This is a genomic window from Halovivax cerinus, from assembly GCF_024498195.1.
Taxonomy (GTDB): Archaea; Halobacteriota; Halobacteria; order Halobacteriales; family Natrialbaceae; genus Halovivax; species Halovivax cerinus.
Genome location: NZ_CP101824.1, coordinates 3,238,501 through 3,252,882, shown reverse-complemented (window position 1 = coordinate 3,252,882; position 14,382 = coordinate 3,238,501). Strand labels below are relative to the sequence as shown.

13 protein-coding genes are annotated in these 14,382 nt (G+C 64.0%); 12 read left to right on the top strand and 1 reads right to left on the bottom strand.

Going from position 1 to position 14,382, the window contains the following annotated elements; genetic code table 11:
• Positions 1 to 12 precede the first annotated feature (12 nt).
• From NO366_RS15445 to NO366_RS15425, 5 genes are all read left to right on the top strand, one after another.
• Positions 13 to 657, top strand: a complete 645-nt coding sequence (locus NO366_RS15445) for a DUF7344 domain-containing protein (protein ID WP_256531679.1) — start codon at positions 13 to 15, stop codon at positions 655 to 657.
• 205 nt (positions 658 to 862) lie between these two features.
• The gene (locus NO366_RS15440) at positions 863 to 2,644 is read left to right on the top strand and encodes an ATP-binding protein (RefSeq protein ID WP_382273890.1); all 1,782 of its coding nucleotides are present in this window, start codon (positions 863 to 865) and stop codon (positions 2,642 to 2,644) included.
• A gap of 6 nt (positions 2,645 to 2,650) precedes the next feature.
• Positions 2,651 to 2,974, top strand: coding sequence for a hypothetical protein (locus tag NO366_RS15435; RefSeq protein ID WP_256531677.1), 324 nt, complete (start codon positions 2,651 to 2,653; stop codon positions 2,972 to 2,974).
• Between the two features lie 438 nt (positions 2,975 to 3,412).
• Positions 3,413 to 3,724 (top strand): colicin immunity domain-containing protein, encoded by a 312-nt coding sequence (locus tag NO366_RS15430; protein WP_256531676.1) that lies wholly within the window; start codon positions 3,413 to 3,415, stop codon positions 3,722 to 3,724.
• A 164-nt stretch (positions 3,725 to 3,888) separates the two neighbouring features.
• Positions 3,889 to 4,437 carry a tRNA (cytidine(56)-2'-O)-methyltransferase gene (locus NO366_RS15425; protein ID WP_256531675.1) on the top strand — a complete coding sequence of 183 codons (549 nt, stop codon included), beginning with the start codon at positions 3,889 to 3,891 and terminating at the stop codon, positions 4,435 to 4,437.
• Positions 4,438 to 4,641: 204 nt separating this feature from the next.
• Here the strand turns inward: NO366_RS15425 and NO366_RS15420 are convergent, their stop codons facing one another.
• Positions 4,642 to 4,947 (bottom strand): hypothetical protein, encoded by a 306-nt coding sequence (locus NO366_RS15420; RefSeq protein ID WP_256531674.1) that lies wholly within the window; start codon positions 4,945 to 4,947, stop codon positions 4,642 to 4,644.
• A 195-nt stretch (positions 4,948 to 5,142) separates the two neighbouring features.
• Here NO366_RS15420 and NO366_RS15415 point away from each other — a divergent pair, with 195 nt between their 5' ends.
• The 7 genes from NO366_RS15415 (at position 5,143) to NO366_RS15385 (ending at position 14,382) form a co-directional block, all read left to right on the top strand.
• Positions 5,143 to 5,667, top strand: a complete 525-nt coding sequence (locus NO366_RS15415; protein ID WP_256531673.1) for a transcription factor — start codon at positions 5,143 to 5,145, stop codon at positions 5,665 to 5,667.
• Positions 5,667 to 6,341 (top strand): DUF2110 family protein, encoded by a 675-nt coding sequence (locus NO366_RS15410; RefSeq protein ID WP_256531672.1) that lies wholly within the window; start codon positions 5,667 to 5,669, stop codon positions 6,339 to 6,341. The genes NO366_RS15415 and NO366_RS15410 overlap by 1 nt, the downstream gene beginning before the upstream one ends.
• A 2-nt stretch (positions 6,342 to 6,343) precedes the next feature.
• Positions 6,344 to 7,099 (top strand): DUF5803 family protein, encoded by a 756-nt coding sequence (locus tag NO366_RS15405; RefSeq protein ID WP_256531671.1) that lies wholly within the window; start codon positions 6,344 to 6,346, stop codon positions 7,097 to 7,099.
• A 235-nt stretch (positions 7,100 to 7,334) separates the two neighbouring features.
• Positions 7,335 to 8,171: a chemotaxis protein CheW gene (locus NO366_RS15400; RefSeq protein ID WP_256531670.1), complete on the top strand. Its 837-nt coding sequence runs from the start codon at positions 7,335 to 7,337 to the stop codon at positions 8,169 to 8,171.
• A gap of 213 nt (positions 8,172 to 8,384) precedes the next feature.
• Positions 8,385 to 8,747 (top strand): chemotaxis protein CheY, encoded by a 363-nt coding sequence (cheY, locus tag NO366_RS15395; protein ID WP_007697168.1) that lies wholly within the window; start codon positions 8,385 to 8,387, stop codon positions 8,745 to 8,747.
• Positions 8,744 to 9,952, top strand: coding sequence for a chemotaxis-specific protein-glutamate methyltransferase CheB (gene cheB, locus NO366_RS15390; protein WP_256531669.1), 1,209 nt, complete (start codon positions 8,744 to 8,746; stop codon positions 9,950 to 9,952). Before cheY ends, cheB begins: the two co-directional genes overlap by 4 nt.
• Complete coding sequence (locus tag NO366_RS15385) at positions 9,952 to 14,382, top strand: ATP-binding protein (protein ID WP_256531668.1); 4,431 nt, start codon at positions 9,952 to 9,954, stop codon at positions 14,380 to 14,382. The genes cheB and NO366_RS15385 overlap by 1 nt, the downstream gene beginning before the upstream one ends.

Here is a 14,382-nt window from a genome sequence, read left to right as displayed (position 1 = left end):
CGTCTGACCACCATGATTGTCGAGAGCGACGCCGCAACCTCACGATCGGTCGTCGACGCCACCGGGCAGTCAGACCTCCTCGCGGCGCTCTCGAACCCGCGACGTGGGACGATTCTGTGGGTCCTGTCGGACGCTGACGACCCCGTGGACGAATTGGAACTCACCCGCAACGTAGCGGCCCACGAGTCTCGAACGAGCCCCGAACGCGTCACCGCGCAGGAAGAACGGACGGTGGGTACGTCGCTTCGCCACTCGCACCTTCCGGCACTCGCGTCACGGTCGCTCGTCGAGTGGGACCGGGCGGACGAACGGGTCGCTCTCGCGGACGACGTCGCCACGACGCAGGTGCGAACCCGCCTGCAATCGGTGCCACCGACCGGGTATGCTCGGCATCTCCGGACGCTCTCACATCCCCGCCGGCGGCTCGTCGTCGACGTCTTCGCGCGCGAAGGGTCACCGCTTTCGGTCCCGCAACTGTGCCGGCGCATCGCGGCGAGGGAGGTCGATCCATCGGGGTCCGCCCCGTCGGCGTCGACCGTAGACCGAATCCGCATCTCGCTCGTTCACTCCCACCTCCCAGCGCTCTCCACCGCTGGAATCGTTACCTACGACGACACGTCGGGGACGGTCGCTCCCAGTGACGCACTGGTGGGTTGAAACGCCGTTCGGCTGAATCGGCCGTCGTCACGGCGTCCCCGAAACGGGGTCGTCGGTGTGACCGCTCGTGAGGTCTCTCGGCGGACCATCGTCTGACGGGCGTCTGCCGCGGAGGGAAACGCGTTTTAGGCAGGCGTCTGTGAGTGTCCGTATGACTGACCTGGGGGACTTCGAGCAATACGCGGAGTCGGAGTCCGAGACCGCCATGCCAGGGGCCGATGCAGCCGACGAGGAAGCGACGGCCGCGTCCGCGGACGACGAACCCGACGCGGGGACGGACGACGCCCGGTTCGAACGCACGTCGATCGAGTCGACGGAAGCGGCCGACGGTATCGGAGCACTCTCGGTCTCGCGCGGGCTGCGTGTCACGGAGGACGGCGAGGACACGACGCTCCGGGCGTACGTCACCCGTGAGAACCGCTCGTCGATCAGGATCGGCAGCTACCTCGTCGCACCGTATCCAGACGACGAGTTGCTCTTCTGCCGGATCACTGGACTCGAGTACGCCCAGCAGTTCCACGCCGACGACGCGACTGAAATCCACGCTCGACGGGCGATGCGAACCGACGACTTCGACGAGGCCGACTACAAGTTCGTCGCGAGTCTCGACCCGGTCGCGGTGCTCTACGAGGAAGCCGGGGAGCTCAAGCGACGGATGACCGACCGCGTCCCGAAGCCCCAGACGACACTCGAACGCGCGAGCGATCCATCGCAGATCAAGACCGGGCTGAAGATCCCGGAGGATGGGATCTTCCTCGGGCACCTCGCCGTCGGCGGTGAGAAAGTTCGCACCGCTGCGGAACCACCGACGATCGACTACCGATTGAACGACGACTACGACTCCGGCGATCCGCTGGCCTTCCGGCACACGCTCGTCGCCGGCGGGACCGGCTCCGGGAAGACCCACGCGGCGAAGAACGTCCTCCGGCAGTTCGTCGACGAGGAGCGACGCTACCCGATGGGCGACGGCCGCGAGGTTCGCCCCGCCGTCGTCCAGTTCGACCCGCAGGACGAGTACGCCCAGATGCACGACGACGGGGACTACGACGACGCGTTCGCCCGCCGGCTCGACCGCGAGGGGATCGCCCACGGCGGCCACGAGGACACGGTCGCGTTCGTCCCAAAGGTCGGGTCGGCCACCTACGCGGCCGACCACCACCGCGCCGAGCAGATCGAGTTCACGATCCCCTTCTCGATGGTGCGGGACAATCCGTGGCTCGTCGCCGGGAGCGGCCTCAACGACAATCAGTACGGCGCGCTCGTCTCCGTCCTCCTGCCGCGGTTCGAGCGAAATTACGGGTCGGAGGCGACCTACGACGAGTTCACGAGTTTCATGGACGATCCCGCGCTCCGCGAAGAACTGGACGAGAGCGGACTCGTCCACGAGGCCACGTTCGACGCCGTCCGCCGGCGCGTCATCGGCTTCGGCCACCTGTTCGACCAGTCGGCACGACCCATCACCGATCTGGTCCACGAATTCGTCAAACCCGGTCGCCTCTCGGTCGTCCCAACGTACCACCTGTCGGATTCGCGGGCGACGGAGGCCGTCGTACTCGCACTGTCGAGTCTGCTCATCGACGAGAAGCTCTCGAACGATCCGACCTACGAGCGCATCGACGAGACGCCCCTCCTGCTGGGGATGGACGAGGCGCACAACTTCCTGACCGACGCCGACTCGGTGCAGGCCCGGAAGGTCATCGGGAAGTTCACCGACGCCGCGAAGCAGGGCCGCAAGGAGCGCCTCGGCCTCTTTCTGGTCACGCAGGACCCCCAGGATATCGACGACGCCGTCTTCAAGCAGATCAACACGACGGTGGTCCTCAACCTGGGTGACGAGGACGCCATCAAGAGCGTCAACATCCCCCGATCGCTCGAATCGAAGGTGCCGTACATGGAGAAGGGCCAGCGCGTCGTCTACTCTCCGGACAACTCCGAACCGGTCGAACTGATCGGACTGCCTCACTGCCTGACCAGGCACGGACGGTGAGTCGCGATGACGGGACGACCGCCGGCAGACGACGAGGGTGTCGACGCGGCCGACGGTGAAACTGTGGATGCGGCCGACGGCGAGGGAGACGGTGTCAGCGATGGCGCCGACGAGACCGACGCCGTCGAAGCGCCCGTTCTGGAACGAGTCTCGATACGGTCCGAGGTCGGCGATCGGTCTCCCACCGTGGACGACATCGAGTGTACGATCCGTCTTCCGGACGATCTAGCGGGTGATCTGGACGACTACTGTCGACGACGATACCTCCCCCGAGAGGACGCCGTTCGGTCGCTCCTCTCTGACTGGCTCGACGGGCAGGCGGTGGAATAACCGAGCGACTGTCTCTGTCGCTATCCAGCAGATCGTTGGTCTGAACAGTGGGGCCTGATCGTACCGGGAAAGCGAAGCTGGCCGCCTGACTGTTCGAACGAACACAACCAGCAACCCCCTTGGAGCATTCGATTCCCTTTCTTCTTATTCGAAACGTATACTATTCGCTGACTCGTAGATAGCATTGGGCGATTCCGTCTCCATCCGTCACAGAGGCCGTGCCGAAACATACCTCAGGTGGAACACGCACCCGAGACGTGGTTTCTAACCCATCCACGATGGACTGGGTTCGGCCTGGAACGCGGATTCGGCATAGTGTCTGTGTGGAGTACATCGCGGTGATTGGACTGCTGGCATTCGAGGTGAAGGCACTGCCGAGCGGACGACCCGCGTAGAGAGGCCGATCCGCATCCCAGATCGTCCCGGAGACGACCGAAAATGGACGAAACCGAACACATTACGCTGTATTTGGAACTGATCGAGTGGTTCACTACTCCTGCAATAACACCGTTCGAATTTTCGCAATCCTACGTGAATATGTACCTAGACGATATGCGTCTGTACGACGAGACACCGTTTTCCGAAGACACGTACGATATTCTCCACGATTTGTTCGTAGAAGCCGATGCGTATTGCAAACCCTCGATCCGGGCCGAGGTGAGCAGTTGTATCGACGAAGAAGAACTTCTGGAGGCGGCTCGTGAGGCGTCGGCGGCTCTGGAGCACCGATTGCAAGAACTGGACGATTGAGTCACTTCTCTAGGAACCCAGGAACGGACGTTCACAGATCCGGGATGTGAAGGCGCGGGCTCCACTCGGCCAGTCGTGTGTTCGGACCGCTCCCGACGGGGACGAGCGCCTGTCACGGCGCCGCGAACCCGAACCCACATATGAGCGCCGGGCGAGGTGGCGGTATGGAGCGCTTTCCCGAGGTCGCCGTCTGCCGACTCGGGCACCGGCCCGGGCGGGACGACCGGATGACGACCCACGTCGGGCTGACCGCGCGGGCGCTCGGCGCCTATCGCGCTATCTTCCCCGAGAACGCGACGGATGCCGTCGAGACCGCACGCGACATCACGGATCGCTTCGGCGGACCGTTCGCCGTCGAGCGGACAGACTCGCCGACCGGCGTCGTTCGCAACTGGGAGGGCGTCGTGGCCCACCTGACGATGTATGGCGAGCCGGTACAGGCGGTCGAGGCGGACGTGCGCTCGGCCCTCGTCGATCGGCGCGAGCCGCTTCTCGTCGTGGTCGGCGCGGAGAAGGTGCCGTTCGAGATTTACGAGGCGGCGGACTGGAACGTCGCCGTCACCAACCAGCCCCACTCGGAGGTGGCCGGGCTGGCCGTCTTCCTCGACAGGCTGTTCGACGGCGCCGAACTCGACCGCGAGTGGGTCGGCGCCTCACGCGAAGTGGTGCCGCAGGCTACCGGAAAACTCGTCGAATCGGTCGACGAGGAGTGAGGCTCGGTCGATACTCCGTCACACGCTCCTCCGTCGCGTCAGCACCACCGTCACACGCCCTCCGTCGCGTCAGGATCACCGTCACACGCCCTCCGTTTCGAGTCTCTCCAACTCCCGTGGACGTTCGTCGATAAACAGTCGGCGTCGGTGGCGATTATCGCGTCCGTCTACGATACGTCGTCGATCCGGGATCGATTCGGAGGGTCACTCGTCTGTCGTATCGTTTCCTGTGGTCTCGTTGGTCTCGTTGCCACCGACTGTCTCGTTCGACTCGTTGTCACCCATGCCGTCGTCCGTTTCGTTGTCGTCACCGATGCCGTCGTCGGTCTCGTTGTCGTCACCGACTCCCCCGTCGGTTCCGTCGTCCCCGACGCCGTCGTCACCGGTGTCCCCGTTCGTGTCGTCTTCCGGCCCGCCACCGTCTGAACAGCCGGCGACGAACACGGTTCCGAGTGTGGCACAGGCGGCGGTCAGGTACTGTCGTCGGTCGAGTGGATGTGATCCATCCATGGTCGGCGGTACCTGAATCCGTCCGAAGTATTCCGACCGGTCGAGTGCAGGGTATTTATGGTAGTTACGCAGCGTCTCGATGGGTGAGTGGTGACCGTCGGGGGTGTCGACGACGGACAGATTCGCGTCGATCGGCCGGTTCCGGCCGTCCGCTTCTCAAAAGACTTAATTGGCTCATCGGGGAATCGTTACCCAATGGCTTTTGAGGATCTGCTCGAGGACCCCGTCATCCAGAAGTACTTACACGAGCTGGTGGGGCCGAAGGGCATGCCGGTTGCGGCCGCGCCGCCCGACGGCGAAGTGACCGACGAGGAACTCGCCGAGGAACTCGATCTGGAGTTGAACGACGTACGCAGGTCGCTGTTCATCCTCTACGAGAACGACCTCGCGAGCTATCGACGCCTCCGCGACGAGGACTCCGGGTGGCTGACGTACCTCTGGACGTTCGAGTACGACAACATCCCCGAGAACCTGGAGACGGAACTCCACCGGCTCTACGACGCGCTCACGGACCGTCGAGAGTACGAGCGGACCCACGAGTTCTACCTCTGTGAGATCTGCTCGATCCGGTTCGAGTTCGGCGAGGCGATGGACTTCGGATTCGAGTGTCCCGAGTGTGGGACGCCGATGGACGCGATGGACAACGACCGACTCGTGTCGTCGATGGACGAACGGATCGACCAGCTCGAGGCGGAACTCAACCTGGACGCTGAAGCCTGATGGTCGTCCTCGCAACCAAGGTGTACGTCGACGGGGACGCTCGCGAGCGCGCCCTCTCGTCACTCACCTCGCTCGTCGACAACGCGCTCGGCGACCTGGACGTCACCTACGAGATCGGCGTTCGCCACGACGACTTCCCGAGTGTCACCGTCGAGGGAGCCGATGCGGTCGTCGCCCGGAACGTCCTGCGTGAGGAGTGGGGCGAAATCGTCTCGACGCTCGAGACCGGCGCCGAAGCGGTCGGGACGCTCGAATCCTGGGACGAGGAGGGATTCGTCCTCGACGCCGGTCAGGCGGTACGCATTCCGACCGACGAACTCGGCCTTGGTCCGGGCACGCCCGCCCAGATTCGCGATCGATTCGGGCTCGTCCAGCACCTGCCGATGACGTTCGTCTACGGCGGCGACGACGGCCCGAACCGGCTGGCGGACGGAGAACGGGATCGGCTGTTCGAGTGGACGCGCGGAGACGGCCGACTCAACGTCAACAGCGCCACGCGGGGAGAAGTCCGTGCGACGCTGAACCGGGCGGGACACGCCCAGGATTACGTCACTGTCGAGCGACTCGGCCTCTTAGAGCAGAGCGTGGTCGTGACGTCGGACACGGATCCGCCGGGTCTCCTCTCGAGCATCGGATCCTATCTCCCGGCAGAACTCCGCTGTGTCGTCCCCTGATTATGATATCTGCCCCCCACCGTCGTCTCGTCCTCGCACTCCTGGTCGTGGCCGTTCTCGTCGTGACTGCCGGCTGTGCGGCCATGTCGAACGACATCCCCGACGAGCAACTCGACGAGGACGCGGAGTACGACGACCTAAGAGAGCGCGACGCGACCGTCGCGATCGATCTCGAGGCCGGTGGGATGCTCTCTGACGGCTCGTTCAGGGCCGTCTATACGGTGAACGGGACGGACGAACTCGAACTGTACCGGACAGGGCTCTACAGTGACAGCCCCGTGTCCGTCCACGGTGTTCGGTTCTGGTATCCGAACGACACCGTCGTTACCGGGTCAGAACTCGACGTCGAACGCGGCGATTCGCGGACGCGTATCGGCCTTCCAGCCGACAACGGGACACTCGCCGTGTCAGGACCGGCCGGCAAGAAGACGTTCGCTCTCCCGGCGGTTCGAGAGGGTTCGTACAACGTCACTTTGCCGGAGGGCCATCGATCGTCGTCGTTCGTCCTCGGTTCGGTCGAACCGGGTGCGTACGATCGGCGCGTTCTCGGCGAGACCGAGTCGCTGTACTGGGAGTCGGTCGATAGCTCGATATCCGTCCGGTACTACCACGAACGGGACCGCACGTTGTTCTACGGGCTCGTCGTTCTCGTACTCGGCGCGGGCGGGGTCGCGGCAGCGGTGACCTACCGTCGGATCAAACGGCTCGAACGCCGACGAATGGCGATGAGCGTGGAGTCGGACGACGGGACCGAGTGACATCCACCTGTCGTGGACGGACCGTCGTACGCGGGTGTCCTGGCGTTCGAATCTTGTGTCATCCCTCGTGCCCGGTGTCATCCCTCGTGCCCGGTGTCATCCCTCGTTCGGTCGTCCGACCATCGACACGTAGCACCTGTCTCGATTCTGGGACGCCGCTCGTTCGAACGGTGGTTTTTGACCCGTCACCGAGGGGCACAGTTTTAACTGTGCACTTAGATACGTAGAGACGAACATGGCAGGTGATCTCCCAGACGGACTTCTCGATGCAGGCGGCGATCGGGAGGAGGCGTCCGATTCGTCCAGGTCGGACGACGTCGTCTACGAGCGGTTTACGATCGTTCACATCGGCGATCATCGCCTCGCCGTCCCGGTTGCCGACGTCGGTTCGATCGTCAATCGCTCGATAGAGGTGACGCGGGTGCCACGGTCGCCACCTGCGATCGTCGGGGTGACGGACATACGCGGACAGATCACGACGCTGGTCGACCCGCACGTTCTCTTTCCTGACAGCGGTGGGCCGTCGGAGCGAACGTCGCTTCTGGTGTTCGCCGACCAAGACCAGCCTGCCGCGATGCACGTAGATGAGGTGGACGGAGTCGAGTCGATTCCTGAAGACGACGTGATCGCCGACGCCGAGTATACAGCTGAGGAGATCGAGGGGACGGCGCTCGCGCACCCGCTCATCGTCGGGGCGATTCGGCTCGAGAATCGCCCGCGCGACGACGTCGTAGAAACCGTGGTCCACGCGACGGAGGGGGACTCGGCGATCGGCTCCGGAGGGGGACTCGTCTCCGACCGTTCGGATCCCGAACCGGACGATTCGGGTGTCGTCGTCGGTGAGTTCTCCCTCGACGAGGCGGAGGACCGCCCGAAGTCCGACGACCGGGTCGATCGAGCCGAACCGGCGGACGTCGAGATCGAAATCACGCCGATCCTCGATATCGACCGGTTTCTGCTGGCTTCCGGTCACCTCGGCGAAGGACGCGAGACGGTCGATTCAGCGTCGTCGGAGACGTCGGCCGAGTCCACTTCGACGGAGTCGTCGATCGATTCTGGGTCGCCTGAATAGTCGCACCCGCCTCATCCGGTTACAGCGTCGACTCCTCTCACTCGGTCGCCGGTTCTCCCTGGCGCCCTGCTGGCGGATTCTGTCGCGTTCGACGTCCTCCCGTGGGAGAACGCCGATCCGGAACTGGCCACCTTGCTCCGTTTATCAGGAGTGATATTCGGGAGACAGCATTTATGGTCGTTGTATTTCTACAAAACCTTGGTGTACAACTAAATGTCGCAAGGGGTGCTTATCGTCGACGACTCCCATTTTATGCGAAATCTCCTTCGCCAGATTCTGGAGGACGACTATCGCATCGTCGGCGAGGCGTCGAACGGAGCCGAGGCGGTGAAACTGTACAAAGAGGAGAACCCCGACATCGTCATGATGGACATCGTGATGCCAAAGTGCAACGGGATCAAGGCCACGGCCGCGATCAAGAAGCTCGATCCACGGTCGCGCGTCATCATGTGTACGAGTGTCGGCCAGCGTGAGAAGATGAAACTCGCGGTCAAGGCTGGGGCCGACGGGTACGTGACGAAGCCGTTCGAAGAACCAAGCGTTCGCAAAGCCCTCGCTGACGTCGTCGCTGCATGACGAGAGTACTGGTCGTCGACGATTCCCGGTTCATCAGGACGGTCGTCGAAGACGCACTGTGTGCGGCCGGTTACGACGTCGAAACGGCGTCTGACGGCGAAGCGGCGATCGATGCGGTCCGTGCGTTCGAACCGGACGTCGTAACGATGGACGTCGAGATGCCGGGCGTGGACGGCATCGAAACCGTCGATCGAATCATGGCGACCGACCCGACTCCGATCGTCATGCTGAGCGTCCACACCGACGACGGCGCGGATGCCTCGATGGAGGCGCTGAACCGGGGGGCGATGGCCATCATCGACAAACCAGACGGGACGGACGATCGGTCGCTCGCAGACCTGACCGACGAACTCGTCTCGACCGTCGACGAGCTCGCGTCCGCCAGTACCGCTGCCCTGGCGCTCGCACAGACGACGGCTGCGGCCCATCGATCGCGAACCCGAACCAGGATGGTGACCGGATCGTCCGGACCTGTCGACGTCACGTCGGGGTCGACGGCGTCGATGACCGGTGGATCCGCGATTCCCGAGTCGTCTCGACGGGCCCTCGACGCGAGCGAATCGTGGGCCGACGCGTCGGTCGACCTCGATCGATCGCCGGATACTCCCCCGACGATCGTGATCGGTGCGTCTACGGGTGGTCCACGCATCGTCGAAGGAATCGTCGAGGCGCTTCCACGAGCGCTCGACGCGCGCATCCTCGTCGTACAGCACATGCCGGCCGGGTTCACGGAGCGGTTCGCCGACCGCCTTGATCGCCGAACCGACTACTCGGTGCGTGAGGCTACAGATTCCGATCGTCTCACCGCCGGAGAAGCGCTGGTGGCCCCGGGCGATGCACACGTCGAGTGTGTTCGTTCGACTGGGTCCGGTCTCCTCGTTTCGCTGTCGACCGGTTCGCGTGTACACGGCGTCAGGCCCTCGATCGACGTGACCATGGAATCGGTCGCCGCTGCCCAGCCGGCGGCCATGGTGGGCGTCGTCTGCTCCGGGATGGGTCGTGACGGAGCGAGCGGCATCCAGGCGATACACGACGCCGGTGGCCGAACGTTCGCCCAGGACGAACGGACGAGTCCGGTTTTCGGGATTCCCAAACAGGCGATTGCGACCGGTGCCGTGGACGAGATCGTCCCTGCGCCGTCGCTTCCGGAGCGAATCGTCGCGACCGTGATGGACGGGAACGCCGATTGCGGAGGTGCACACTAATGGACGAGTACGTACGAGAATTCGTCGACGAGACCGAAGCGGCCATTACGAAACTGAACAATCTTCTGCTCGAACTCGAACGATCGCCGGACGACACGGACGTCGTTCGGGATATATTTCGAACTGCCCACACGTTGAAGGGCAACGCGGGTGCGATGGGACTCGACCGAGCGAGTGACCTCGCTCATGCGATGGAGGACATCCTCGACGATATTCGATCAGGATCGGTCGAGGTGACTCCGGAACGGATGGACTCGCTGTTCGCCGCGGTCGACTGTCTCGAAACCATGGTGGACGAGCTTGCGGTCGACGGCGAGATTCGCACCGAGCCAGCGGAGACGATAGCGGCGCTTCGAGCCCCGTTGTCGGACGATTCGGTCGACGTCACCCCGCCGACCCCGGACGAGCGTGAAGCGACCCTCGCGAGATTTTCACCGCCGTCGGACCCGGCCCACGACGCCTATCTGGTCCGGATGGCGATCGCCGAGTCCGCCGACCTGAACAACGGTCTCGTCGTCATCGAGGCGTTGAACGACGCCTTCGACCTCATTGGGACCGACCCGTCTCGAACCGCGATCGAAAACGAAGAGCACGGCAACCGTATCGATGCCGTGTTCGGGGCTGCCGTCGACGAATCGGCAATCTCTGCGGCTCTCGAACCGGTCGATGCAGTCGAAGCCTTCAGCATTCTCTCCGTCACCGGTGAACTACAGGCTGACGACGCTGACCCCTTCTCTCCGATCGACGACGATATCGGGAGCGACATCTCCTCAGACGAGGCGAACGACATGTCGGTCGACGACCTGCTGGACCAGTTCACTGAACTCGACGATATCGACGCGCTCGCCGACGAAATCGACGACGTCAGCGAGTTCGAGGACATTGGTGAAGCGGGGTCGTTCGACGATATCGTCGTCGACTCCGACGAGGAACCGCAGGAGGACGCACCCGACGACGATGACGACGTCGAGGACGCGAGCGCTGTCTTCGCAGAACTCAAACAGGAAGTCGACATGGTCGGGTTCGACGAACTGCAGGACGAACTCGACGAACTCGAGTTCGACGAGTTCGACGAAGAGGAAGTCAGTATGGACGAGTTACTCGGCGACGATGTCGACGTCGACGACGCCGCGTTTCTCGACGTCGACGATGCCGATTCGTCCACAGTCGACCCTGTCGGTGACGAACCGTCGGGCCCGTCCGATCCAGCGACGACTACCTGGTCGACACCGTCACCCGCGGAATCGGAACCCGAGTCGTCGGCGTCGGGAACGGATTCGTCGTCAGACCCGACGGTCGCGTCGTCGACGGCGGACGACAGCGAGACGGCTGCGAGTTCGGACCCATCGACCGACGATTCGGAGTCGACGGACGTCGTGGCCGGTGACGGTGAATTCGACGAACAGCCTGCCGAGACGTCCATCGACGCCACGCCGGCCGACGAACCGACTGGCGACGCGACAGACTCCCAACCGTCCGAATCGTCCGCCTTCGCGGACGAACTGTTCGGTGGTGGGTCGATCGATGGAGAATCATCGTCCGCCGACGCAGAGGCGGACGGTGTAACGGAAACCGACCCTGCAGATGCCTTCGGCGACTCCGGTAGCGCCGTCGACGAGCGAACCGATACGGCGGAGGCCGAGGTCGACCTGGAGGCCGATTCAGCGGAGGATGTGGCGGAAGCCGAAGCCGATCTTGGAGCCGACTCAGCGGAGGATGCGGCGGAGGCCGAGGTCGATCTGGGTGCCGACCCAGGTGAGGATACGGCGGGGGCCGAGGTCGATATTGAAGCCGACTCAGCTGAGGATGCGGCGGAGGCCGAAGCCGATCTGGGTGCCGACTCAGCGGAGGATGCGGCGGAGACCGAGGTCGACTTGGAGGCCGACCCATCGGAAGATACAGCGGAGGCCGAGGTCGATCTGGGAGCCGACTCAGCGGAGGATGCGGCGGAGGCCGAGGTCGATCTGGGAGCCGACTCAGCGGAGGATGCGGCGGAGGCCGAGGTCGACCTGGAGGCCGACTCAGCAGAGGATGTGGCGGAAGCCGAAGCCGATCTGGGTGCCGACTCAGCGGACGACAGTGTGACGGCAGGCGACTCCGGATCGATTGCCGATGCTGAACCGGCAGAATCCACCGAAGCGAGCGATGAACCGACCGATGGAGCGACCGCCTATGGAGACGATCCCTTCGAAGATGGACTCGATATCGACGAGGGTGATTCACCTGCCGAGCCGGATACGTCCGAAGCGGTCCCACCGGAGGAGGAGTCGGGTGCTGTGGGGAGTGGTACTCCCGGAGCCGAGACCGGGTCTCAGGGGGTCGCGTCGGGCGACGAGCCACCGGCGTTCGATCTCTCGAGTGGTCTCGACGATCTCACGGTGACGGGCGACGAATCGACGGACCAGTCGACCGAGGCCGCGCATGCGAGCCAGACCGACGATTCTGCCGTCGATGTCGAGTCCGACGAATCGGTTGCCGCATCTGACGGCGAACCCGCCGACGTGGGTGACGAGGCGAGTCCGGTCGAAGCCTCCGCGGTCGCTGATCCCGACGACGAACGCTCTCCCACGGATGGATCCGTCGACACCGATGAGGCCGACTCGGCGTTCGGTGATGACGTTGATCCGTATTCCGGAACTGCTCCCACGTCGTACTCGGACCACGATTCGGATGCGTTCGACGCGGACGCTTCCGAGTCGTTCGAGGACGATGCGGTGGACTTCGACGCGGACGCCTCCGAGTCGTTCGAGGACGATGCGGTGGACTTCGACGCGGACGCCTCCGAGTCGTTCGAGGACGATGCGGTGGACTTCGACGCGGACGCTTCCGAGTCGTTCGAGGACGATGCGGTGGGCTTCGACGCGGACGCTTCCGAGTCGTTCGAGGACGATGCGGTGGACTTCGATGCGGATGCTATCGAGTCGTTCGAGGAGGTCGTCGGTTCCGACTTCGACGGTGGCGTTCTCGACTCCGGGGACGTATCGACCGACCGTGTTGCAACTGAGGGAGACGAGTTCGACGGAGACGACTTCCACACCGATCCACCCACGACGGATCCCGATAGCGAGACCGACTTCGATTCTGCCGGCACGTTCGGTCCGTCCGAGGGGGCGGATCGGACCGATACGTCGTCGGTGGACGCGGATGGAATGTCGGTGGACACGACCGGCACGGATTTCGAGGACGCAGACCCCGCGGACGAAGTGCTCGCTGGTCTCCCCGAGATGGTCACACCGGATATCACCGTTCCGACTGAAGCGACCGTGGATACGGATACGGAACTCGATCCACACGCCCAGTCGGTTCGCGTCGATCGCGAGCAGGTCGACACGCTCTTACAACTCGTCGAGGGGCTCGTCACCTCCCGGGTTCGGCTCCGATCGGCCGTCGATCGGCGCGAACCCTACGAGTCCCTAGAGCGTGAACTCGACGATCTCGAGGACTTCACTGCTGAACTCCAGGAGACGGTTATGGACGTCCGACTCGTCCCGCTGCAGACCGTGACGAATCGACTCCCGCGCGTCGTCCGAGACCTGGCTCGGGACCAGGACAAGTCCGTCGCGTTCGATCAGTCGAGCGCTGACGTCGAACTCGATCGCGGCGTCTTGGACCGGATCGGAGATCCGTTGATCCACCTCGTTCGAAACGCGGTCGACCACGGTATCGAAGACGAGACGACGCGCGAGGCGGCCGACAAACCGACCGAGGGGACGATCGACCTTTCGGCGGAGCGCGCACAGAACCGGGTTCGGATCGAAATATCCGACGACGGTCGCGGCATCGACGCCGATCGGCTCCGGGACGAGGCGGTCGAAGCCGACATCCTCAGTCGGGAGGAGGCCGACGAACTCTCCGACGATGAGGCGTACGACCTCGTCTTCCACTCCGGACTCTCGACGGCGGACGAGGTGACAGACGTCAGCGGGCGCGGCGTCGGGATGGACGTCGTTCGCAGAACGGTCGACGAACTGAACGGTTCCGTCTCGATCCAGAGCGAACCCGGAGACGGGACGACAGTCACGATGACCCTTCCGGTGAGCGTCGCCGTCGACGACGTGCTCTTCGTCGAAGCGGGTGGCGAGCAGTTCGGAATTCCGGTCGACGTCGTCAGGGAAGTTGGAGACGTCGCGAACGTCCGCGACACGGGGGGCGAACTCGTCTACGAGACGGACGAAGAGAGCGTCCCGGTCGTCCGACTCGACGACGCCCTCGAGGCGGCTTCGACGTCGTCGACGGATTCCGACGGAATGCTCGTTCGCGTCCGTGACGATGTCAGATCGGTCGCGCTGGAGTGCGACGTCGTCCACACCCGTCGTGAGGTCGTCGTCAAGCCGTTCGAAGGATTCATGCGGAACATTCCCGGAATCAGCGGAGCGACGGTCCGCGGTCGGGGGGAAGTTATTACTATCCTCGACGTGAGTACCCTGTAA

Excerpts from the sequence above, each read along its gene's own strand:
- NO366_RS15445 (WP_256531679.1), top strand. The coding sequence starts at position 13 with ATGATTGTCGAGAGCGACGCCGCAACCTCACGATCGGTCGTCGACGCC.
- NO366_RS15440 (WP_382273890.1), top strand. The coding sequence starts at position 863 with ATGCCAGGGGCCGATGCAGCCGACGAGGAAGCGACGGCCGCGTCCGCG.
- NO366_RS15435 (WP_256531677.1), top strand. The coding sequence starts at position 2,651 with ATGACGGGACGACCGCCGGCAGACGACGAGGGTGTCGACGCGGCCGAC.
- NO366_RS15430 (WP_256531676.1), top strand. The coding sequence starts at position 3,413 with ATGGACGAAACCGAACACATTACGCTGTATTTGGAACTGATCGAGTGG.
- NO366_RS15425 (WP_256531675.1), top strand. The coding sequence starts at position 3,889 with ATGGAGCGCTTTCCCGAGGTCGCCGTCTGCCGACTCGGGCACCGGCCC.
- NO366_RS15420 (WP_256531674.1), bottom strand. The coding sequence starts at position 4,947 with ATGGATGGATCACATCCACTCGACCGACGACAGTACCTGACCGCCGCC.
- NO366_RS15415 (WP_256531673.1), top strand. The coding sequence starts at position 5,143 with ATGGCTTTTGAGGATCTGCTCGAGGACCCCGTCATCCAGAAGTACTTA.
- NO366_RS15410 (WP_256531672.1), top strand. The coding sequence starts at position 5,667 with ATGGTCGTCCTCGCAACCAAGGTGTACGTCGACGGGGACGCTCGCGAG.
- NO366_RS15405 (WP_256531671.1), top strand. The coding sequence starts at position 6,344 with ATGATATCTGCCCCCCACCGTCGTCTCGTCCTCGCACTCCTGGTCGTG.
- NO366_RS15400 (WP_256531670.1), top strand. The coding sequence starts at position 7,335 with ATGGCAGGTGATCTCCCAGACGGACTTCTCGATGCAGGCGGCGATCGG.
- cheY (WP_007697168.1), top strand. The coding sequence starts at position 8,385 with ATGTCGCAAGGGGTGCTTATCGTCGACGACTCCCATTTTATGCGAAAT.
- cheB (WP_256531669.1), top strand. The coding sequence starts at position 8,744 with ATGACGAGAGTACTGGTCGTCGACGATTCCCGGTTCATCAGGACGGTC.
- NO366_RS15385 (WP_256531668.1), top strand. The coding sequence starts at position 9,952 with ATGGACGAGTACGTACGAGAATTCGTCGACGAGACCGAAGCGGCCATT.